This window comes from Candidatus Nitrotoga sp. BS, assembly GCF_927797785.1.
GTDB lineage: Bacteria > Pseudomonadota > Gammaproteobacteria > Burkholderiales > Gallionellaceae > Nitrotoga.
In genome coordinates this window covers 1-23,834 of record NZ_CAKMLL010000101.1, presented here as the reverse complement: position 1 = coordinate 23,834, position 23,834 = coordinate 1, and the positions used below count along the sequence as shown (strand labels likewise).

The following is a 23,834-nucleotide window of genomic DNA, read 5'->3' as shown; positions in this document are numbered from 1 at the left end:
GGCACCTCTCAAAATCTAAATTTGTCCGAAAACTTAAATTTTAAGAGGCGCCTTCTCGATCAAATAATACTCGACTCTGCCACCAGTTGCTCCGGTTCAAAATCATCTACCATGATGACCTTGCGCTGTAACGCATAATCACGCTCCAGCAGCCGGGCTTCCTCGGCATTGATGAACCCCTTATGTTGTGCTTCTGCAATGCACATCAACTCGGTCATAGCTGTAACCTGCCCGGCTTTGTGCGCCGCATTCACTTTTGCTTGTAAAGGTTCGCACTGCAACGTGCTGTGTAACGCAGCTTCCAGTGCACCGACTGCATCATTCTCGTCACCGGGCAAATACATGCCCGAAGTCAAGCGGTCGCGCGAGGCACCCGGTTGCATCAACAGCGCTGACACTTGATGCCCCAGCTCATCCGACGGTGGTGTCAGGTATTTTCCCCTTGGGAAAATAAGCGCGCGCAAAAGCAGCGCAAAAAAACGACTGGGAAAGTTTTGCAGCACGCCATCAAACGCCATCTGAATCCTGAATAGAGCGTCTTGTATCGCCCAGTGCAGCAATGGCAGATCTTCAGCGGGACTTCCATCATCCTTAAAGCGTTTAAGCGTGGCCGAGCACAAATACAGCTGGCTCAGCACATCGCCCAGCCGGGCAGAAATTTTCTCGCACCGCTTGAGATTCCCACCCAGCAGCAGCATGGACACATCTGCTGCCAGTGCAAATGCTGCGGAACAGCGTGTCAATTGCTGGTAATAACGCTTGGTTTCTTCGCCTGCCGGCACCGAAAGACCACGCCCACCAGTAAGACCAAACAAGCAAGCTCGTAGCGCATTGCTCAGGCTCAAACTGACGTGGCCAAGCAGGGCAGCATCAAAATTTCGTATAGCACGTCGCTTATCATTATCATGCGCCGCCTGGATTTCCTTAAGCACATAAGGATGAGAACGAATCGCGCCCTGTCCAAAAATAAGCAGACTGCGCGTCAGAATATTCGCGCCTTCCACCGTAATGGCGATAGGATTCTGCTGGTGGGAGCGTCCCAAATAGTTGCTCGGCCCCAGGCAAATTCCCTTGCCGCCATGCACATCCATCGCATCATTGACAACTGTGCGCGCACGCTCGGTGCAATGATACTTAACGATGGCAGAAATCACAGACGGTTTCTCGCCCATGTCCACCGCCACCGCCGTCAGTGTGCGTGCCGAATCTATTAAATAGGCGTTTCCGCCAATTCGCGCCAATGCCTCTTCCACGCCTTCAAATTTACCAATAGGTAGCTTGAACTGTCTGCGCACTCTGCTATATGCACCACAAGTTCGCGCCGCCAGTTTCACCCCACCGGTGGCACTGGCTGGCAGCGAAATCGATCGCCCCGCTGCCAAACATTCCATCAACATGCGCCAGCCCTGCCCTATACGATCCACTCCTCCGATAATATATTCCATCGGAATGAAGACATCCTGGCCTGAAGTTGGACCGTTCTGAAACGCCGAATTGAGTGGGAAATGACGACGTCCGACCTGCACGCCGGGCGTATCTACAGGAATGAGCGCAAGAGTAATGCCGCGATTCGTTTGCTCGCTAAGCAGCCCGTCCGGATCATGCAACTTAAAAGCGAGTCCAAGCAACGTCGCTACTGGTGCCAGAGTGATGTAGCGTTTTTCCCACGTTACCCGCACGCCAAGCACATTTAATTGCCCATTGAATTCACCGTGACAGACGATGCCATAATCAGGGATCGATCCAGCATCGGATCCAGCAAATGGTCCGGTCAACGCAAAGCATGGTACTTCCTTGCCCTGTGCCAATCTGCGCAGATATTTCTCTTTTTGTTCCAACGTGCCATAGCGCACGAGCAACTCGGCCGGGCCCAATGAATTCGGCACCATCACGGTTACGGATGCAGTAATGCTACGCGAAGCAAGCTTGGTTACCACAGCAGAATGCGCCAGAGCAGAAAATCCCAGCCCGCCGTATTCTTTGGGAATTATCATGCCAAAGAACCCGTTGTCTTTGATGTACTGCCATACCTGCGGCGGCAAATCCTGGCGTACATGAGTAATGTCCCAGTCATCCAGCATGGCGCACAAGGATTCAGTTTCGTTATCGAGAAAGGATTGTTCTGCTGTGCTGAGCGTCGGCGTAGGATAATTCAATAACTTGCGCCAGTCAGGGTGACCAGTAAAGAGATCGCCGTCCCACCAAACCGTACCCGCATCGAGCGCATCCTGCTCAGTTTGCGAAATGTGGGGAAGTGTCTTACGGAAAAGTTTTAGAATTTGACTGCTCACCAACAGGCGACGCAGAAAAGGAATGCCCAGCACCGCGACAACTACGGCCAGAAAAACGATGGCAACTTGAAACAGATCAGCAGAAAGTTTGCTTTGGATAGCAATGATGAAACCGAAGACTACAATTGCCAACAACCATCCCCAGATGGAGGATCGAAAGAATGCCAACAAAAGCATCACGACCAACATCACTAGCACAGTCAATATTAGCATTACCATCCTTTATCTTGTTCTGAGAGCAACCTCTATAAATTCTAAGTTTTCCATCCCGGCAGACTGTTAGGCCAGACAGGGCAAGAGTAAAAAAATTCGCGGCATATAGTTGAATGCAAGCGATAGTGTTTTCGAGTAACACCGAATTGTGAAGAACCGGGTAAGCAGACAAGCCGCAAAGTACCTGCTCGCAAAATTATATTTCTAAAGATACCCTTGTAGCATACTGTGGGTGCAGATCAATCCTTCGATCCCGACTTGAACCTTAGTCCGAATTCGTAGCGATCATTCATCAGCTTGTGCGTGCTCTCGCTTCCTTTATGGTTGAAATACTCGACAAGCTTCGTCACTTGGAGATTCCCCCCATTATTCTCTATCATCGCAATCGCACACATCGATGCATTGGTTCCGTTGTCAAGTCTGACTTCCACTGGCGCCTGGCCGATCGCCTCGATAGTGACCACTCCATTGGTGGCGGCCCAGTTCGGTGCCCCTTCATAAATGAACGTGAATATCAAAATGCGTTTAATCTGATTGAACTGGTCACCATTAATAAACAGATTTTCTCCGTCAATATTGGTACCGGAACGATCATCACCTTCCAGATGGACGAAAGGTGGGTGGTTGAAATCCCCCCAACTCTTGCCGAGCGCCTGCACACAACCCGCAGTGCCATCAAGCATTTGATACATGCACCCCAAATCCAGGTCGATGCCGCTGCTTGACCGAGGCTGCGCATTGCCCATAAGTTTATTGAGGAAGCCTGTCTTCTGAGGCTCAGTACTAGGGAGCGATGCCTGATTCCAGTTCAGATTGACGCGAATACGCCCAAACCCGCGACTACCTGCTTTCTCAAGCGAGACCTTGTCGCCACGCTTCTCGAGCGTGACCTTTGAGAGGGACACTTTCTTTGCTTCAGGCGCGGGTGCAGGTGTCGGGGAACTCTCTGCCTCTACACCACCGAAATGCTTCAAAAGCGTGGACAATCCGCCGTTAAATCCCTGACCTACCGCGCCAAAGCGCCACTGACCATCGCGCTTGTAGACTTCACCGACGATCACGGCTTTTTCATCCTGAAAATCGGTTCCCGAAAACATGAATACCGTACTACCGAGACGCATCGAACTCGAACCCAGCTTGCGCATCGTCCCTTCGCCGCTAATGGACGCTGCAAAAACCAGCTTATGAATCGAATCCGGCAACCGCGATACATCAGTTGTAAAGGTCGACTTTCCATCATTAATCTCCAGTTCCACGCCACCACCCGGACAAGATTTCTGGTTGAAAAAAACCATGTATTTGTCATCGGATAGTTTGCCATTGGCATCCAGACCGAAACAGGCAATATCGACCTCCATACCCTGCGCCGCAATGTCCAGTACGATCGGAAATGCGCCCGTACATCCCATGTCAGCCAATTTTCCCTTTTGTCCCCGTGCGAAGTCAGTCATTTTATCCAAACCTTATGTTGGTTGAGCCTGCTGTAAATTAATGGCGGTGACGTCATTGATCTCGTCACCTGCATGGTGAATCCCAAAATCTCGCGCTTGTTCGGCAATGTCATGTGCCCATGCCCGATGCGTGGCAACTTCACACATGGAGTTATGCATTTTGAATACCGCCGGGCTTGCTTCATCCATGATCCGTAATGCCACTTCGACATCGGTACTTTGAACACGGTAATGCTGTTCAATCAGCGCAACCTGACTTGGATGAATCGCAGTTTTTCCAACCATACCGTGTGCCAGGTCTTCTTCCACTTCCTGCGCAAGCAGTCCCGGATTGTCCAGGTGCTCAAACACCGGTGCAGTCAGTACAAAACCGTAGGGACGAAATGTCGTTACCAGTTTCGAAATAACCGGCCCAAGCGGTGTCCTGTAAATGGTCATATTACGCGGCCGTCGTATCCCTAACAACGCCAGCAGATCATTGCCGCCGATTCGTAGCGCAAGAATGTGATCACGAACTCCGGGTTGCTCCAGACATTGGAGAAACATTCTCATCTCCGCTTCGTCAAATACCTCGGCAGTCTCGAGCGTCGGCATCAGCATGTAGCCGGTCTTCCGCACTTGCCGGAAATAGGCATCAAAATTATGGCGCGTCGTTTTGGGCAGCACGAAGCCGGTCAATTTTTCCGAGCCAGGCATCTCCAGTACACGCTTCATCACGTCTGGGTTGCGCACACGAACAAAGCGTTCCGTGGTTGGCCGGTCAACCATCTGTTGAAGCACAAGCGATAAATTGAACAGTGCATAACTAAGTTCACTATCCGTTATAGCGTCTTCAGTGCAAAAGATAACTGAACGCAGATAACCGAGCAGTTCGCCATCGGCGATCTTCTGCAAATCCTTATGCGTTGCAGGAACGTACAGCGAGGCGCCAAGAATTTTTTTGCTAACCATCTAACGCACTCCTTATGAGTGATACGGCTTGGTAAGGTAAATCTGCATCAATAATCAGCGGGACAGATTTTTCTTTGGCGAGCACCTTCAAATGTGCGACGTCCAGCGCGCCGGGATCGCGCAAGATCAACAGGCGGGGCACTCTGCGTAACAATACGCGGGTCGCTTCACCGATGCCGGGTTTTACAAGATTCACATCGACGATACCATGCAGTGCCATCGTTGTGCGGAGGAATTCGGCAGAGATTGCCGCTACCTTCGCGCGATCTATCGGCGTCGCTTCCGGTATGCCATTGCGTCCGGCCTGTGCGATACCATCAGCAATCAATCCATCTGCAAACTCGCGCGACTGATCGTGCGGTTCGAACTTGTCGTAATAGACACAGCCATGAAAATCACCCGGACCAACGGACTCGTTCAAAACCGAGCGGCTTACCAGGCCGGATACAGTTGCATTCAAAATGCTGGATGGAATCAGGTAGTCGGCAGACGACGCAGCACACGCAGCAGATCCGGCGAGATCTGACAACACGTACAAGCCGCTATCGATCGCCACACCATTACGTTGATTGAAATCACTCACTGCCTGCTCAAGCACGCGTGAAATCACGCCTTTACCTGTCCAGCCATCAATGAACACGATGGACTCCGGCGCATGGCCCTGTTTCAAAATATGGTGCAGCGCCACGTCGTCGATGCCGCGGTCTCTAATAATGGACACCGAAAAATGGTCAGCTCGTCGTCCCATCACTCTGGTTAACAGATGCTTGAGAATGACACCAACCGGGGTCCCAGCGCGCACCAGCGACACCAAGGTGATGGGGCCAGCACGACGCGCTGCAATCAACGCCGCCAGCGACAAACAATCCCGCGCCATCTGTTGACGATTAGCAGCGTAGGCATCCTTGAATACCTTCAGGTAGCGCGATGACGGCAACGATTCCGGTGATAACATTTCGCTGTAGTGACGCGCACCTGACTGGATCAACTTCTCCTTGTGCGCAATATCGACAAACGGTAGCCGCGCTAGACGCTTGAGCAAAAAAACAACGTCGTCATGCCGATAACTTCCACAAAAACTCATAATGCAGCTACCGTCAATGCAGCGAGTTGGCTGCCGCTCGGAACGATCGCGTAGTCGCACGCGGCCATGAAGCGTGCATCTGATTCACTGTCGCCCATGCCAAGGGTCATAATCTCGCCATGTTCAACTTCCAGTCGCTTGCGCAAGTACTCCACGGCACGCGCCTTGTTCAATGTCTTTGGCAACACCGCCAGATTATTCCCATTGCGGTGAATGAAAAAATCCTTGCCCGCAGTTTCAACCCAGGGAGCGACAACCTCGCGTTCTATTTGCTCGAGGCGCTCAGCTTTTTTCTCAGGATCCTTGACCACTATATAGAAAGGAATCGAACAGTCTTCAATCAAGCGTGCACGACCTTTCATCCCTGCGCTTTCCGAGTACTCGTCAATAATCTGCATCACCTCTCTCAGACCTGTCTGGGCGCGATCCATATCCATTCGCATCGTTTCAAGCCAAATAGCATCGATTGTTCCGCCCGGCTCCAGTACCACACCACCATAGTCAATAATGGCATAACTGGAGAAAGGTAAATCTACTCGACTCAAAGCATCACGATTGCGCGCTGTCGCCGGAATCAGCGTCATTTCACGGTGCATCAGCTCGAAGAAAGCGCGCTGGCGGGACGTCGTGAACGAACAAGCCGCCCCGCTTTTCAAATAAGCAGCAGGACGTAAATCTTCTTCCTTCAAGCATTTGCCCGGCGTTTGGAACAGGGTGTCGTCAAGGTCAACGAACAGGAATTTCTTCAATATTATTCTCGGATAAAAAATGAAACAGACGACCGCCGACAGCGTTCGCAAGCTGATGCAACGCTGCGTTTGCCGGTGTCTCGTGGCAAATAAAGACGTGATCATACTGGCCGGGCACAACGTTATAAATAAAATTCGCCACACCCTCACCGTAATTGTCTGGAAAGGTCAACACGTGACTGACAGCATCTCCTTGCAAAATGGGCGAACGGGTCGTCGATTGCAACACTACATTGGCACCCATTTTTTCGAGTCCCAGCCCCAGCAGAAAAGCCATGTGCATGAATTCGCCGGTGCCTAATACTAGCACCCGTTCGTCAGGACGTAGCGTAGCAACCAGACGTTTGGCCAAATCAATCGGCACGGATAGCGGACGGTTCACGCCCAGCCTGCCAAATGAAGCGCTTGCACCGCGATCGGCATGCGCTTCGAATAACTGGGCTGCACCCGCCGCCGCAAGCTGTAATTCGCTGGCGGTGAATGTATATTCACCGCTGAGCACAGCGCTGATCGTTACCGGAATACCGAATCGCTGCGTCAACGCGTCATTTACTGCCTGGCCCATAAAGTTGGTGATGGTCGCCAGATGGACGCATTCGATCGCCGGATTGAGTGCGCGACACGCTGCGGTCAAATTCATAAATGTGTTGCCGGTGCTGGCTTCATCATCGACCAGCACAAGCGAGCGTGCAGTCAGCAAAATACCTCGCAAAGCAATATCCGTCGGCATATGCATAAACTGCCGTGGCGCGTGACTATGTGCTTCTTCAAACTCGATAATCGGTGTGTCGCCTACTTGGTAGCGCGACGTATGCAAAAAAAGTGCCGCACGATTCGGATTGTTGGCCTTGTACGCTTCAAAAACGCCCTGCCCCAATCCGATCGCGGTTTCTGCCATGGCGATGAACACCACCGGGCCCGGCAAATCTACCGGTATCTTGGCGGCTAGCTCGACATGAATTTTGCGCATCAGTTGCGGCGTCACTGGCCAATGTTTACCCAACACCTTGCTCAGAAAAAGAAAGCCGCGTCTGGCGTTCGCACGCGCAGCAAAACCAACCAAATCATCAAGACTGAACTGACCCGCGTCGGCCTTAACCTCCATCCGACCGGTCGGCAACATGACGGTTCGCATTTCAGCCGATAACCATGGCGACTTTTGGATTGCTGCGCTCACTGCAGTTCCATTGCGCGCGCGAGTTCTGCAACACGTATACCTGCGCGGATTGGTGGTATCTGCAGACCGTCAAAACCGCGATCGAATCCAACCAAAGCCAGATACGGCAAATTAGGACCGGCCAGGCACGCCATTGCAATACCACCTGACATGCGAGGATTGATCTCCAGCAGACTGAGTCCATTTTGGCCTTCACGGAATTGAACATTGAATACGCCGTTCAATCCATAGGTGGCGGTAAGCTGCCTTGTGCTTTCCAGAATGTCGTCACGCAGGTCGATCATTTGCCCCTGACCGGCCATCTTGGCTTTCTTACGAGGAATCGCGCAGACCAGCCGCCCATTATCGCCAACGCAATCGACACTGTATTCGTGCCCATCCAGATATTCCATTACCAGCATCGTACGGAAGCCATTCATTGCGGCAAATCCACGCCTCAGATCTTCCAGACCGATGTGGTACTGAATGCCTTCAAGCAGCAACTGCGCGGTGGAACGCTCTTCATCAACAACGCTGAAGCCCAGGCCATACACGGATACCGAAGGCTTGACGCACAATTTTGCATGCGTTTCTCTCAGTTCACGGTAGGCAGCATCGAACTGTTCGACATTTTCAACTACGCGGAACGCTGCAGGCGGTGCGAGTTCCAAATCAACCGTTTGATAAAAACGCGCTTTATCATGCAGTAGATGCAGCACTTCCTGCAACGCAGCACACAATACGCGAGTGCCTTGCGCCGCAAACTGTTCGCGTGCAGCGCTGACCAGACTTGCTTCCTTGCCGGGCACAAAAATGTCGATACAATTTTCGCGGCAGAACTGAAAACACCAGTCCAGGTAAGCTTCGCCTTTCAACCCACTCGGTTCGATAGCTGATTCGTGCGCAAAGAGAAAACCCGGAGCATGCGGATTGGTGTTGCTACACACAATGCGATAGTCGCCAACAACATCAGCCTCACGAATGAGGCTGATTGCTGCGGCAACAGATGAGAATGTTTTATTAAACCAGACGCGCTGCATGAATTTACTATAAGTGTGGCGTGATTTGCGGCATCAGTTCAGTAAAGGTGCGGCCATTGCCAATTTCGCCGATGGCGTGCATTTTCCATTCGCCGTTATGACGATAAACCTTGGCCATGATTTGCGCGTTATGAGATCCCAAAGTAGACAAATTAAATCGCGCAACTTCCACGTTGTTACTTGCATTAACGATACGGCAGGTTGCATTTTCAATTTGCGAGAAATTTTGACCGGTAAAACTATTGACCGTGAACACCAGACTCTTGATGTTTTCGGGCACTTGCGTCAAATCAACAATGATTTGCTCATCATCACCGTCTCCTTCGCCTGTGCGATTGTCGCCAGTGTGGGTCACCGAACCATCATTTGATTTCAACTGCCGGAACCATACTGCGTCAGTCTGATTGCCCTGCTGGTCAAACATGATGCAGGATGCATCGAGATCGATATCCTGTGCTTTGCCGCCAAAACCTAAGAATCCCTTGGACTTTATTGCATCCCAGCCTAGCCCCATGATAATTTTGCTTAATTTAACGCCAGCCTCTTTGTCGAGGGATATTTTTTGACCTTTTTCCAGATTAATCGCCATACAGCTCTCCTTGAATGATTGAATTGTTACTTGCTTGAAATCGGCTCAAGCCATGCGACGCTAGGTCTTAAGATGACACACGGATACTGAATGTTAGCGCACACAGAACGCGAAAATTGCGGCAATGACCAGTGGTTTAACAGACATCATAAAACCATAGCGCATTACAATTTTTACCCATTTGCCGCACATTATTATCGTACCTATAAAATAGGCTCACGCAAATAATAAGGGACGTCTTGTGCTGCCAATTACACTCTTTCTGTGACTTTGGTACTGTTTCTAAACAGTACGTTCCACCATAAGTGGAAACAACATCGGATGCCTATTTTTTCAACAGAGCGGCAAATGAACCAGGATTGCGCGAGCATATATACACCTTGCCCGAGCCACTGAAGCGCAGCACAACACCTTCGCCACTGGTGACGCTATTGACTAAATTTCCTATCATGCCGCCGATTCCGCCACCGCCGGCACTACCGCTGGCACCAGAATCGCCTGTAGTCACTGAAATTACATATTGCAAAGTGCTATCCCAGCAGACGACGTGCGAGTTGTCGATGATTACATCCTTGCCGGGCACGACATCGAGCTGAAACATCGATCCGAAACCGGACACGACAACCTGGCCAGTGCCAGAAGTTTCCATCACGAAAAAACCACCGGATTGTGCAAACAGCGCATTCCCGATGTTTTGCGTGCGCACCTTCATCTCAGTCCCTGAAGTAGCGGCTACAAACGCACCATCGTTGAGCAAATATTGACGCTTGCCGACGTCGATAATTTCCAGCGCACCGGGCAGCGCAGGTGATAGCAAGCAGTCACCATCGCCGCGCACAGCTTCGATGTGTTGCTGGAAGAACGATTCGCCGTTAGCAAACCTGCGCATGATGGCGCTACCGATACCACCATTCATGCGGCCCTTGAGGTCCAGCGCAGCTTCCATCATCACCATTGCGCCAGATTCGCAATAGATCTTGTCACCCTTGGTCATCGCAACGTGCAGAAACGGATCGACATCGCCGGTTGAAGTGAACACTGTCATGTCGTGAATCCTAATATAAAGTAGGAGGAATTTAAATGTGCGGCGACACCCTCTATTAAGAGCACGCCTTACTGGGCATCAGCTTGTAGAACAGCGATGCTTCGTATTGAAATTACACACATCTATAAAATATGGAAAAAACTTAGATAATGAAGAATGGGCACGATAACGCTGTGCCCATCCTACAATTTTCTATTTTCGAGCAAGTCCCTGGGGAAATATTAAGCGCTAATGCCGAACGACCGTGCCAGAGGACCGAGACCGCCTGCAAAGCCTTGTCCGACCGCCTTGAATTTCCACTCTGCGCCAGCGCGATAGATTTCCCCGAAGATCATCGCCGTTTCAGTCGAGCTGTCTTCCGACAGGTCGTAGCGCGCGACCTCCTTGTCACCATTTGCGTCGAGACAACGGATATAAGCATTGGCGACCATACCGAAGTTTTGCTTGCGCGCTTCAGCATCATGGATCGTGACGCCGATCGAAATTTTGCTGATTTCAGCCGGAACTTTCGTCAAGTCGATCATGATTTTTTCATCGTCACCGGCGCCTTCGCCACTTTTATTATCGCCAGCGTGAGAAACTGAGCCATCTGCAGATTTCAGATTGTTATAAAAAATAAAATCAGCGTCTGAACGAGCCTTGCCATCCGCTTTCAGCAAGAATGCGCTGCCATCAAGGTCGAACTCTGTGCCGTCGGTTGCGCGTGGATCCCAGCCCAGGCCTATCACCATTTTGGTAAGGGACGGCGCTTCTTTACTCAGATTTACGTTGCCGCCTTTTTGCAGACTAATTGCCATTTGATGTGCTCCTTATAGAAAGTTAACAACCGTGGTGACATTGTTACTGTACATACACGCCGTGATGAATTGCCTGCGCACGCAGAACGTCCGCATAGCCTTGCACTACTACCTTAAATTTTCATTCTTCGCTATTTTAACGATAGATCTCGCCGAAGACCAGCGACGTTTCAGCTTAATAATCTTCATGGAATAGCATTTCGCTTCTGCCTTGATAGTTATCTTTTTGATGTGAATATTTAAAGCTGAGTACTCTTGGATTGTTTTCGACACAATAACTATTTAGTAGTTCCTAATGCGTCTGCATCTTGATTTCGCTTGTAGCGAACCGATGACCATAAAGACAGGCCGATAAAAGCAACGCCGGACAAACCGGTGAACCATTCCGGAATATGGAACTTCACGTTTGCCAACATGATGAGCGCCAAGATACCTATCGCATAGTGCGCGCCATGCTCCAAATAAACGAATTCATCCAACGTGCCCTTGCGCACTAGAAAGACTGTCATCGAACGCACAAACATGGCGCCGATTGCCAAGCCTAACATGATGATAACCACATCGCTAGTGATTGCAAAAGCACCTATCACACCATCGAAACTGAACGACGCATCCAGCACTTCCAGGTACAGGAAGCCGCCGATACTACCGCGCTTGACCAAGTCACCGACGCTCGGATCGCCCACTTCATTCTCCAGCAGGCCACTGAGGAAATTAACTGACAAATACACTACGACACCACCGACACCTGCCATAAGAACCGACAATTCCTGTTCAGCAGGAACTAGTGCCGTACAACCGAACACTGCCAGCAAAGTCAACAAGGTCGATAAACCCTCAGTACCGTGCGCACCAAGTTTTTCTTCAAACCAGCCCAGCCAATGCAACTCTTTATCCTGATCAAACAAGAAATTCAAGAATACCAAGAGTAGAAAGGATCCACCGAAAGCAGCAACCTGCGCATGAGTATCAGTCAGGTGCTGCGAATATACTGCGGGTGTATTGATGGCCATGCTCATTACATCAACCAGTCCTAAACCGGTCGCAATAGACACGATAAGAATAGGAAATATTAGGCGCATACCGAACACCGCGACAATAATCCCGACCGTCAAGAACATTTTTTGCCAGAAAGCATTCCAATTGCGCAACACAGATGCATTCACGACTGCGTTATCGAAAGAGAGGGAAATCTCCATGATAGCCAAGACACTCGCGATGAAGAATGCCTGACCTGCGCCTGCCAGACCACCGATACTATAACCCCACCATGCCGCGACGGCGAGCAGAACAAACGTAACTATAAATGACACCCTGAAATGCTTCATATTTGATTTCTTAACCGGAATTGATACTGTTGAAATTGACACGTACGAAATTTAAAATCGTCCTGCCCGTAAACTACAATAGTTACATCATAAATGATCACGACGTCTGAACAGTATGAATGCGCTATCTGTAGGCATGACCACTATATTATATCGACACCTCAAACCAGAATGGTTCATATACTTTTTCTAAGTATAACCTTATTAACCAGAATTTTGCATAAAACCAAAGGCAAATAACAAAATAACTATATGATTTAATAAACTATATAGTTAAAAGTTATGTAAAATGTTGGCTGTTTGTACTCGCCCTGCTACCAATTCTATCCCATAACCACTCCGGTTTCCGCCTGCAACTTACTACTCGGTTCACGTCGACTTCACAGGAGGGAAAATATCCCATATCTACGGCGCAATCGCGCTGTGCTACCTCAACACACCTTGATGGAGTCATACGGTTTTGATGATTCTGCTGTTCCAAATAGTTCCAAACCAGACGCGCATGATGCCCCTATTGGCAGCAAGGATTAAAGTTTTCCTAACAGCCTGTCGAACGTAAAGAATCGTAGTGAAAATTGAGCTGAGCGAGGGTAGAATTTGCGAGCTTTCGCCTTACGGCGAAATGCCTGCTTACCCCACTTGATGATTTTGCAGGGTAATAGTTGTTCTATTGCCTAAAAAAGCGGCGGCTCGCGAAATTGCGATTTTTAGAGGTGCCCTTGAGCTGTTGTTAGGTTATTTCGAAATAGGTACGCTACATTTTTGTTTTGCATCGGCTGGGGGGTTCGAGAGTGCTGCTTATAAAGTTAGTAGTGTGTATTTCGGTGACTAACGAGAGTGACATTTTTTGTTTTTGTCACAGGCAACTGAGATGCTTTTTGGAAAGAATGTGCGCTACACTTAAATTCTTATGAAAATCGAGATTCTTTCCAGCCAACTGAAAATTGGCATGTTCGTCTCTGATCTTGATCGGCCGTGGCTAGACACACCCTTTTTGCTTCAGGGTTTTCTGATCGAAAACGATAAACAGATCAGACAATTGCAAAAGTATTGCAAATTCGTTTTTATTGATTGGGATAGATCAGCACAAGGTCTTCAATCAGCCAAACCCATCTTCAAGAGGAAAGCGGAACCAGCAAGTCAGCATTCTATTACACCACCTACAAGTCTCAGCCTTGCCCCCGATAGCACCAGTCATACTCTTATCATCGACCATTCTGCTCCTGGATCAGTCAAGAAAAAGCCCGCTGACGTGCTAGCCCCTGTCGCACTAAATGCTGAAGATGCAGTGTTCGAAACGACAGAATCTGCCCATTTACCCCTCACCGGCACGACCCCACAAAATGTCAACGAGCTTCTCCATGCTGCGCCAGAAGAGCAAGTAAACGCGGGAGTGCTGGCCTCATTTTCCGACAAAATAAAAGGTTTTTTTAAGAGCAAAGAAAATTCTAAAAATGAATCTGACGTTAGACAACATACTTTCAGCCCCGATCAACGCCCTGCAACACCGGAAGTAAACATTATAAAGGCCCAGCGTCCTGGCTTTATTCCTACCAGCGTCGAGTTAACAACATACAACGATGTCACACCTGTCGAAGAGGAGCTTACTCCAGCCAGTAAGGCTTATGCGCTTACGGAAGGAGTATTAAATAACCTTGTTCAAGACCTGCATTCTGACAAAAACCTCGTCATCGAAGAAGTGGAGGTCGTAATTCAAGACGTAGTGGACAGCATGGTGCGAAATCCTAATGCGCTGATGTTGATCATGAAATTACGTCAACAGGATAATATTAGCTATGGGTACGGACTCCAGACTGCCGTTTATCTGATTGCGCTGGGTCGACATATAGGTTTACCTAAAGACTTTCTTGAGCGCCTGGGCATCACCGGGTTGTTACTTGATATTGGAAATATAAAGTTGCCGACCGAACTGCTGCAAAAGAATGACCGGTTGACTCAAGATGAATTTGAAATAATCAAAAGCCACGTACGTTTGGGCCTTGAAATTCTTAAAGAGACGCCTAATCTGCATGGCGACATTTTAGAAGGTATCGCCCAACACCATGAGCGAGAAAACGGGAGCGGCTACCCTGCAGGAATATCTAAAGGTGATATCTGTCTGTTCGGACGAATGGCTGCAATCGTTAATTCATTTACCGCGCTGACCAATACACGTTTTCATACCAAGGCCGTGTCAGCCTATGAAGCACTAAAAAGTATAAGCACTATGAGCGGTGAATATTACCTTGACTCATTGGTCGAACAATTTGTCCAAACAATCGGCATTTTTCCAGTTGGCTCCTTGGTCGAGCTGTCCTCTGGTGAAGTCGCAATCGTCATCAGCCAGAGCAAGGTACGCCGGCTGAAACCACGCGTGCTGATCATTAGCAGCCCGGACAAAAGTCCATCGCCTCATCCCACTACATTAGATTTACTTGGTCAGTCCGAAATGACGGCGGCAATTCATATTCTGCGCGGCCTGCCTACTGGCGCTTACGATCTTGATGTCCGAGAATACTACCTGACATGATAGACCACAGCACCCCTCCGTCGCATCAATCCAACGATACGGTGACACAGCATAAATTAACCCATTATCAGCTCGTTAATTTTCTGCGTAATGAAATCGGTAAAGCCGGAACCAGCGCAACAACCGTGCTAATCATAAAGGTGAGGCGAGCCAAACGGTTGGATGCCATCATCGGCGACACCTCCACACAATCCATCAAAGATTACGTAGATCAGTGTCTTGATAGTCTGTTGCGTGACGCTGATCGCTATGCGCACTTTTCTGACGAACAAATATGCCTTGTTTTGTCCAGTCTTGCCAATAATGCTCAAAGCATACTGGCGGCAATCAAGATACTTTCCGAATTGCATAAGCCCTTCATTGCCGACAATTATCCAGTGACGCTGCGCCCCCATATCGGCATTGCCAACTTTCCGGAGCTTAGCCGTGATGCAGGGCAATTATTGATGTACGCCGACATTGCATCAGACATCGCCGCAACCAATGAGCAGGGATACCACGTCTATCAGCCCGAAGATCAAATTGCGACAGAAGCTTATAGCGGTCTTGACATTGAACTTGGCAAAGCCATCAAAGCGAACGAGTTGCAAGTTCACTACCAACCCCAGATCAATATCCAGACCGGACGTTGTGTCTCTGCCGAGGCTCTGATCCGATGGACAGCGCCAGGCCAACGTGTAATCTATCCGGGCACAATAATCAGCACTGCTGAAAACTCCGGTCTGATTAACATTTTAACTATTTGGATACTTAACACTGCACTGCGCCATACTGCCGCCTTCTTGAAGGTTGGCATTGATATAGGCATAAGCGTCAATCTTCCGCCCAAAATACTCGAAGATAAGGAACTTCCACAAATAGTCCAGCAAGCACTCAATCTTTGGGGCGTACCCGCATCGAACCTTACGCTTGAAATCACGGAGAGTTTAATAATTACAAATTTTGAATCCTCCCTCACAATGCTATCAAAACTAAGAGAGCTAGGCATACGCCTGTCAATTGACGACTTCGGCACCGGCTATTCATCGCTAGCGTACATTAAGCGCTTCCCAGTGCAGGAACTAAAGATCGATATACTGTTCGTTCGGAACATTCTTAAATCACGCAAGGACGAACAGCTTGTTCGTACCATTATTGATTTGGCCAAAAACTTCAATCTGTCCACGGTAGCTGAAGGAGTGGAAGATCAGGAAACATTCGACCTGTTACGCGATCTAGGCTGCGATCTGGTGCAGGGCTTTCTATACAGCCGCGCGCTGTCTGATATAGATTTTGTCAATTGGTATCGTCATCACACCTGAGAGGTTGTGATGAAATTTCGATTTGATTGTTTCCATTTGATAAGGGGGAGAGCTTGCGAGGAGGCAGGCAAAACGGTATCTCGTTACCAAGTTCGCCGACCCCAGAAGTCATTGCCCCGCCAGAGAGATATGCTACGGGTCGTTAATCTGCAAATTCAATGTAGCTCCCAAGCATTCCGTATGCAGTTTGCCGCATGACAGCATACCAAGGTAAAATAGCAAGTTTTGCGACGTAACTGGACGCCTACCGATGTAAGCCCTCTTCTCGCGTGTTATTTGTACACATCCATTCATTCACAGGGAACTTAAGCGTAGTAGCAACTTTCTGCTTTCTTTCTCTGGGTCACATCTTCCTTTTTGTTGTTCCGCTAACGAGGAGGACGCCCATAGCATTTTTGTACCTTTTCCCACAGCCGCCCCTTGGTCGGTATCGACAACGGAACAATAATTACGATGAATTCCATACGACAGGACTGGTTCTCCAATGTCCGAAACGATTTGCTGGCGGGCCTTGTGGTCGCGCTGGCGCTCATTCCTGAAGCTATTGCCTTCTCGATCATTGCAGGAGTTGATCCCAAGGTCGGACTCTATGCATCCTTCTGCATTGCCGCCGTCATCGCCTTCGCCGGTGGGCGTCCTGGCATGATTTCTGCCGCAACCGGTGCGATGGCATTGGTCATGGTGATGCTGGTCAAGGACTATGGGTTGCAGTATCTGCTGGCCGCAACCGTGCTGACTGGCATGCTTCAGATTATTGCTGGCTGGTTGAAGCTCGGTGCCTTGATGCGCTTTGTCTCGCGTTCAGTCATCACCGGCTTCGTCAATGCGCTGGCCATCCTGATCTTTTTGGCGCAGTTGCCCGAGTTAACCAATGTCAGCTGGCACGTGTATGCGATGACGGCGGCGGGGTTGGCCATCATCTACCTGTTCCCTTACATCACGAAAGCTGTGCCGTCTCCTTTGGTAGCCATCGTCGCGCTGACCGCTGTGACAATCGGCCTGGGTCTGGATATACGCACCGTCGGCGATATGGGGCGACTACCAGACAGCCTGCCGATATTTCTGTTGCCTGATGTGCCACTGAATTTCGAGACGCTGTGGATTATATTTCCTGTCTCCGCGACGCTGGCGATAGTCGGCTTGCTTGAATCTATGATGACAGCCTCCATTGTCGACGATCTGACCGACACCTCAAGTAACAAAAACCGCGAGTGCGTCGGCCAGGGCGTGGCCAACATCGCCTCGGGCTTTCTTGGCGGCATGGCAGGCTGCGCGATGATTGGCCAGTCGGTAATTAACGTGAAATCGGGTGGCCGCGGACGACTCTCAACGCTGGTTGCGGGTGTATTCCTGTTGCTCATGGTAGTATTCATTGGCGACTTGGTGGCTCTTATTCCAATGGCGGCATTGGTGGCCGTGATGATCATGGTGTCCATCGGCACCTTCAATTGGGAATCCATCCGTAATCTTCGTGAGCACCCCAGAAGCTCTAGCGTGGTGATGCTGGCCACCGTGGTGGTCACCGTGGCCACGCACGATTTGGCCAAGGGAGTGCTTACTGGCGTTTTGCTATCAGGCTTCTTTTTCGCGCACAAGGTCAGTCAGGTCTTCCTCGTTCGGTCGAAATCCGAAGAGGAAGGTCGTGTTCGTACCTACAAAATCACAGGCCAAGTATTTTTCGCATCAGCCGATCGTTTCATCAATTCGTTCGATTTCCGGGAAGTCATCGAGAGGGTCCGCATCGATGTGAGTCGCGCTCACTTTTGGGACATCACAGCCATCAATGCACTGGACAAAGTGGTCATCAAGTTTCGTCGTGAAGGCACCGAGGTGGAAGTAATTGGCTTGAACGAAGCGAGCGCAATGTTAGTCGACAAATTATCAGTACATGACAAGGACAGTGCCGAAGAAATGCTGACGAGCCACTGAGAAGGAACCGCACTATGAAGATCGAAAAAAAAATCCTCGCCTGCGTGGACCAATCCCATTTCGCCGACTATGTGGCGGACTATGCCGCTTGGGCCGCGCAACGCATGAATGCGCCGCTGGAGTTCCTGCACGTCATCGACCGCCATCCTGAAATCGCTACAGGTAATGATCACAGCGGAGCCATTGGCTTCGATGCTCAGGAGCATCTCCTGACCGAGCTGTCTAAAGAAGAAGGGTTGCGCAGCAAGGCTGCCCGTGAGCAAGGACGACTATTTCTGAACCGACTGCGGGATCGAGCCATCTCTGCAGGTGTCGAGTCGCCCGACGTACGGCAACGTTACGGGAATTTAGTAGAGACGATGACAGAACAAGAGGATGATGTCCGTCTCTTTGTTCTCGGTAGACGAGGCCAGTCTGCCGAAATTACACAGCGTGACTTGGGCCGCAACGTTGAGCGTGTGGTGCGAGGCTTGCATAAGCCCATCCTCACTATCACCGAAGACTACACCGAACCTCGTCGGGTCATGATCGCCTTTGACGGTGGTATCGTGACCCGACGAGGCGTCGAAATGGTCGCTGCCAGCCCGCTATTCAAAGGGTTGCCTGTCCACCTTTTGATGTCCGGCAAAGAAAGTCAGGATGCGGAAAAGCAACTCGAATGGGCCAGGAAAACGTTGGAGTCAACAGGCTTCGATGCCCAGACTTCACTAATCCCGGGTGACGCCGAGCGCATCATTGCCAAGACGGTGAGCGAACAAAATATCGACATCCTCATCATGGGGGCGTACAGCCACTCGCCGCTGCGCAGCCTGCTGCTTGGCAGCAAAACATCGGATATGTTGCGCTCCGCGAAAATTCCAACATTGCTGCTGCGCTGACTCATGCACTATCCAAGCTGAACACACTCTCCATCTCCGCACTGTTGCTCACACTGTTATTGATTTCGCCTTTTAGAGCAAAATCATCGTCGAGCAACCGCTCATTATATTGATTTTAATTGAAAATTTATTAGTCAATCTAAATTCCTAATTATTTTAGGTACGATGCCGACAATAAGTTGTATCAAGAATAGGCTCTATGTATCCATAGCCTCCTGTTGCTTGAACGGGGAGGCAAGATAGCCGCCCGCAATTCAATTAAAATTTCTGAAAAAATAACAAATGGCCATAATCCTTCCTGCACTGCATTCCAAGAACCTAAAACTGACATCTGGTGAGCGGCGTTTTGGCACTTGCCTGCTGCGCAATCTGGAAAATGACTATCACTGCTGGGTCGATGTACCAGTCGGACCTAAACAACGTCGCCCTGATTTCATCGTGCTTCATCCCGGCCGAGGCATCTTGGTACTTGAGGTGAAAGACTGGAAGTTACAAACGATTAAACAGATGGATAGACTCACTACCGAAATACACACGGATCGCGGCCTGAAAACTGTGGTCAATCCACTTGAGCAGGCACGTGCATACGCTATCGAAATCACAGGGCTTCTTGAACGTGACCCGCTGCTAGTGCAGCAGGAGCAGGGGCGATATTACGGGCATTTGTTGTTGCCCTGGGGCTTTGGTGTCGTTTTCACCAACATTTCCCGCAAACAGTTTGAGGCGGCAGAAATGGATCAAGCGATTCCCAGAGACAAAGTAATTTGCCAGGATGAAATGACCGAGTCGGTTGATGCCGAGGTTTTTCAAAAAAGTCTATGGAAAATGTTCAACTACAGTTTCGGTGGCATCCTTTCTTTAGCGCGTATTGATCGGGTGCGCTGGCATCTATTCCCTAAAATTCGGATTCAGCAAGGCAATTTATTCGATGCGGCTAGTGATGGGGCAGACCCACAACACTCCATCGCAATGATGCTGCCTGATATGGTCAAGATTATGGATCTGGAGCAAGAGAAGCTTGCCCGTAATCTGGGCGAAGGGCACCGTATCATTCATGGCGTTGCCGGCTCCGGAAAAACATTGATCTTGGCTTATCGTGCAATGTGTCTAGATAAGCTCGGCTTCATCAAGCCGATCTTGATTCTCTGCTATAACAAAATGTTAGCAGCAAAGCTTAAGCAGTTGCTGGTTGAAAAAGGCGCGGGAGATCGTGTGCATGTGCGCCACTTTCATGGCTGGTGCAAGGATATGTGCGACCTCTACCAACTGGACTTACCCAGTGAGCAAAGTCAACCGATCTATGAGCGACAGGTGGCAGCTGTAATTCTGGGTTGTGAAAAAGGTCGGGTTCCGCTTGCCCAGTATGCTGCAGTACTAATCGACGAAGGCCAAGATTTCAAGCCGGAGTGGTTCAAGCTGCTGGTGCAGATGATTGACCCGGAAACCAACTCTCTTCTATTGATGTACGATGATGTACAAAATATTTACGGCGGAAGCAAGCGGCGAGTTTTCACTTGGTCTAGCGTCGGGATCAATGCATCAGGACGCAGTACGATTCTGAAAGTAAACTATAGAAATACAATAGAAGCACTTGATTTTTCATATCAGTTTATATATTCATACCTCGACCAAACTAACGGAACTGAGGAAATACCGCTTGTACATCCAGAGTTCGGTGGTCGAAAAGGAGCAAAGCCAGAAGTTTATCGCCTGGCCAACAGTGCGCAGGAGCTTAAACATGTGGCTTCATGGCTGAAAAAACGCGCCGAGGCTGGCATCTCATATTGCCAAATGACTGTGCTATGTCGATTCAAATATCAGGTGAAAAAAATGTGTGAGGGGCTTGCCAAGGAGGGAATAGCTGCGGACTCATGTCAATTCAATGGTCAGCACACTAAGGCATTCGATACTGCAAAAGACACCGTTAAAGTGTTAACCATGCACTCTAGCAAGGGGCTGGAGTTCAATAGCGTCGTGATACCAGATTTAGGTTGTATGCCATATGCAAAAACAACGCCTGCAGAAGAGGCGCGTTTGCTCTATGTAGCTCTTACGCGTTCAACGGAAAGCCTACTGATGACCTATCACAGCGAAAGCCCGTATACGAAGCAATGCGAAGCACTTCATCAACGTAAGGAGCTATCGTCCGCCAGTTATCAGCGCGTTTGTGCTTAATTTCGGTCGTAGTTTATAGAAAACTTGCGTCATGACATCGGGAAGATCGGATTGCTGGATGCCTTACTCCTGAAGGCAAAGTGATTATCGGGCAGGGAATCGCACATTACGTTGGAGCATACGCGCAATGTTAATCCCATCACTATCGCAATTTTTGCGTCTTAAGTGTTTATTCGAAATGAAAAACCAAAAAAATATTTACGAATTGAGGTTTGAACACGGCATCGCCATAGGCTTGTCGATTGCGGATGCTGCAATCGCAGTTACCGAGGCGTACCTTGATGGCAAGCCCGCTCGGCGCGGCAAGCACCCATTTAGGGCAGCTGATAAAAACGCAGCATTCTGGTCATGCCAATTTCTGGAGACGCTATCAGCTGACCTTTATGAAACTGAACCTTTTGTACTGGCGTTGGCACGCTACATGGGGCAGCAACAGGCAGCCAATTTTGAGTTGGTTCGACGTATTGCTCAAGTAGCGCCAGAGGCTGTACGTCGGGCCGTGCGCTACTCAGGCCTCGTACTTCGTCAAAACTCTAAGCGATGGAAGGAAGTAGAGCGCCTAGCTATCACTGAAGCCGCAGAGTTCAGTGAATTCATTCGAGTCTGTCACAGGTTCGACCATGCGCACCGTGATCGGGTCGCTGAAGTTGAAGTAAATCGCAAGTTACTGGATGATCTTACACCGCTGGAGTTGCTGTCCTATGCCAGCCTGTATGCGTTCGAACACATGGTACCCGAGGCGTTCAATCAAATGAGCAAAGGATCAGATACCAACATCGACAGCCAAGAAATTTGGGACGCTATCAATGACATCCTGATATGGAAGCTACAAACCTGTGCTGGCAAAGCGTTCCATCTGACCGATGCCATTATTAGTGGCTCGCTACGTGTGCATCTATCTCCGCTTCTGTTCCCCTCAAGGGATTCTCTAATGTTTAGAGAAGATATTCATTTGGCCTTCGGTTACCTGGTTTCTGCGCATTTAGAACTCAACAGCTTCCTCTCCCGTTCGGTTCATGCGTTCTGCTACAAAGACAGTATCCGCTTCGAATTCGCTGGTACTGATCTCGTAATTATCGAACACGACCCAGATGCATCTAGTGCTTGGATACGCAACGGCGAGAAGCTCGCCCGGCTGCACGGCTACTGGTACTACCGTGCGATGGATGAGTTCGTTTTATCAGGCATGGCAACAAAACGCATAGGCAGGCCCGAAAACCACGAAATGAATCGGATCGCATACATCAAAGCGATTCGCACAAAGTTGCAACTGTCAGAAGTCTACGGTCTCGGGGGTTTAGTGTTGGCTGATACCGGCTTACAGGTGGACTTGTTCCAGGCGTTGTTGTCCTTGGAGTTAATAACGGCCTTCTACATCAATGATTTCATACTCCCATATGGTGAGCATCTAAATAATACAGGTCATTGGAGGTCCGCACTGACATACCTTGCCATAGGCGGACTGTTGCAATCGGAATCACAAAATCAATTTCATAATCGTTTTCCTATTACTTGGTCTGACCGTGCCGTCAAAATAGAAAGTATCCGCCCGTGGACGGTTAGCGAGAACTTTCCGCATGGGAATGCCAAAGCAGCAGAGGCGATTCTCGATTTTTGGACCAGCGACCTGGGAGCTTTGTCGGCCAATTTGCGTGGAGGTGGGCCGACACTGACCCCGGATCTCTTCGAACGCCCAGTCTTGAAGATGGGACGTTACCTTTTTCAGTTGCCGTGGATGCTGGCAATACAGAACAATGCTTCTGCAGCGATCAACAACCTACGGCGAATCGGGGCGCGTCGGACGGAGGCCAAAGGTGAAACGCAACGCATCGAGAATCGATTGGCCACGCTTTTCAAGGAGCGCGGTTTCCATGTGTGCCTTAATTACCTGCCTGAAAAGACGATTGAGAATGACCCAGGCGAGGTTGATATCATCTGCGCGAGAGACGGGCAGTTGTTGGTGCTTGAAATAAAATCAACCTTTCTGCGCAGATCCGTCAAGGATGCCTGGCTACATAAAACTACGACACTACGCAAAGCTGGATTGCAGTTGCGCCGCAAAGTTGAAGCAGTAAAAGCGGAGCTGACTTCGAATGCGAAATTGGCGCTCTCTCTTGGCATTGTGCAAGAGGATGGAATGCCCCTGGTGCGAGGCTGGATTGTCGATACGTGCATCGAGCACGACCACGAGTTTTTTTCAGGTTTTCTGAAAGTCTCGCTGGAGGAGGTTCTGATCGCATTACGTGATGATCGACATTTTCTGAATGACCCCAATGGTTAAGGGTTGTCGGATGTCAGCCCTCAACCGCTGCGCGATCAGGATGCAG

At 49.6% G+C, this 23,834-nt stretch carries 17 protein-coding genes; 6 read left to right on the top strand and 11 right to left on the bottom strand.

Translation table 11 applies throughout. The features are described from left to right. Positions 1–59: 59 nt before the first annotated feature. The 11 genes from MJ769_RS12500 to MJ769_RS12450 all read right to left on the bottom strand — a co-directional run bounded on the left by MJ769_RS12500 (position 60) and on the right by MJ769_RS12450 (position 12,694). On the bottom strand, positions 60–2,504 hold the full coding sequence (locus tag MJ769_RS12500; protein WP_239237478.1) for an acyl-CoA dehydrogenase: 2,445 nt from the start codon (positions 2,502–2,504) through the stop codon (positions 60–62). Between the two features lie 239 nt (positions 2,505–2,743). Then, positions 2,744–3,955 carry a TerD family protein gene (locus tag MJ769_RS12495; RefSeq protein WP_239237477.1) on the bottom strand — a complete coding sequence of 404 codons (1,212 nt, stop codon included), beginning with the start codon at positions 3,953–3,955 and terminating at the stop codon, positions 2,744–2,746. 12 nt (positions 3,956–3,967) lie between these two features. Beyond that, positions 3,968–4,906: an HpcH/HpaI aldolase/citrate lyase family protein gene (locus MJ769_RS12490; protein ID WP_239237476.1), complete on the bottom strand. Its 939-nt coding sequence runs from the start codon at positions 4,904–4,906 to the stop codon at positions 3,968–3,970. Then, positions 4,899–5,990 (bottom strand): cysteine protease StiP family protein, encoded by a 1,092-nt coding sequence (locus MJ769_RS12485; protein ID WP_239237475.1) that lies wholly within the window; start codon positions 5,988–5,990, stop codon positions 4,899–4,901. Before MJ769_RS12485 ends, MJ769_RS12490 begins: the two co-directional genes overlap by 8 nt. Continuing rightward, on the bottom strand, positions 5,987–6,739 hold the full coding sequence (locus MJ769_RS12480; RefSeq protein ID WP_239237474.1) for an HAD family hydrolase: 753 nt from the start codon (positions 6,737–6,739) through the stop codon (positions 5,987–5,989). Before MJ769_RS12480 ends, MJ769_RS12485 begins: the two co-directional genes overlap by 4 nt. Further along, positions 6,717–7,916: a phosphoribosyltransferase domain-containing protein gene (locus tag MJ769_RS12475; RefSeq protein WP_239237473.1), complete on the bottom strand. Its 1,200-nt coding sequence runs from the start codon at positions 7,914–7,916 to the stop codon at positions 6,717–6,719. Before MJ769_RS12475 ends, MJ769_RS12480 begins: the two co-directional genes overlap by 23 nt. After that, entirely contained in the window at positions 7,913–8,935 is a 1,023-nt protein-coding gene (locus MJ769_RS12470; protein WP_239237472.1) for an ATP-grasp domain-containing protein, read from the bottom strand. Before MJ769_RS12470 ends, MJ769_RS12475 begins: the two co-directional genes overlap by 4 nt. Positions 8,936–8,942: 7 nt before the next feature. Beyond that, a complete protein-coding gene (locus tag MJ769_RS12465; RefSeq protein WP_239237471.1) occupies positions 8,943–9,524 on the bottom strand; it encodes a TerD family protein in 582 nt (193 codons plus the stop codon). Between the two features lie 325 nt (positions 9,525–9,849). After that, a complete protein-coding gene (locus MJ769_RS12460) occupies positions 9,850–10,569 on the bottom strand; it encodes a TIGR00266 family protein (protein WP_239237470.1) in 720 nt (239 codons plus the stop codon). A 221-nt stretch (positions 10,570–10,790) separates the two neighbouring features. Then, positions 10,791–11,366 (bottom strand): TerD family protein, encoded by a 576-nt coding sequence (locus MJ769_RS12455; protein WP_239237469.1) that lies wholly within the window; start codon positions 11,364–11,366, stop codon positions 10,791–10,793. Between the two features lie 278 nt (positions 11,367–11,644). Beyond that, positions 11,645–12,694 (bottom strand): DUF475 domain-containing protein, encoded by a 1,050-nt coding sequence (locus MJ769_RS12450; protein WP_239237468.1) that lies wholly within the window; start codon positions 12,692–12,694, stop codon positions 11,645–11,647. A 910-nt stretch (positions 12,695–13,604) separates the two neighbouring features. On the opposite strand from MJ769_RS12450, the gene MJ769_RS12445 reads away from it, so the two are divergent. The 6 genes from MJ769_RS12445 (at position 13,605) to MJ769_RS12420 (ending at position 23,788) form a co-directional block, all read left to right on the top strand. Further along, positions 13,605–15,224, top strand: a complete 1,620-nt coding sequence (locus tag MJ769_RS12445; protein ID WP_239237467.1) for an HD-GYP domain-containing protein — start codon at positions 13,605–13,607, stop codon at positions 15,222–15,224. After that, the gene (locus MJ769_RS12440; protein ID WP_239237466.1) at positions 15,221–16,525 is read left to right on the top strand and encodes a putative bifunctional diguanylate cyclase/phosphodiesterase; all 1,305 of its coding nucleotides are present in this window, start codon (positions 15,221–15,223) and stop codon (positions 16,523–16,525) included. The genes MJ769_RS12445 and MJ769_RS12440 overlap by 4 nt, the downstream gene beginning before the upstream one ends. 453 nt (positions 16,526–16,978) lie before the next feature. Further along, positions 16,979–18,454: a SulP family inorganic anion transporter gene (locus tag MJ769_RS12435; protein ID WP_239237465.1), complete on the top strand. Its 1,476-nt coding sequence runs from the start codon at positions 16,979–16,981 to the stop codon at positions 18,452–18,454. A gap of 14 nt (positions 18,455–18,468) precedes the next feature. Continuing rightward, entirely contained in the window at positions 18,469–19,332 is an 864-nt protein-coding gene (locus tag MJ769_RS12430) for a universal stress protein (protein ID WP_239237464.1), read from the top strand. Between the two features lie 282 nt (positions 19,333–19,614). After that, complete coding sequence (locus MJ769_RS12425; protein ID WP_239237463.1) at positions 19,615–21,507, top strand: DEAD/DEAH box helicase; 1,893 nt, start codon at positions 19,615–19,617, stop codon at positions 21,505–21,507. Positions 21,508–21,685: 178 nt separating this feature from the next. Next, a complete protein-coding gene (locus MJ769_RS12420; RefSeq protein WP_239237462.1) occupies positions 21,686–23,788 on the top strand; it encodes a hypothetical protein in 2,103 nt (700 codons plus the stop codon). Positions 23,789–23,834 lie beyond the last annotated feature (46 nt).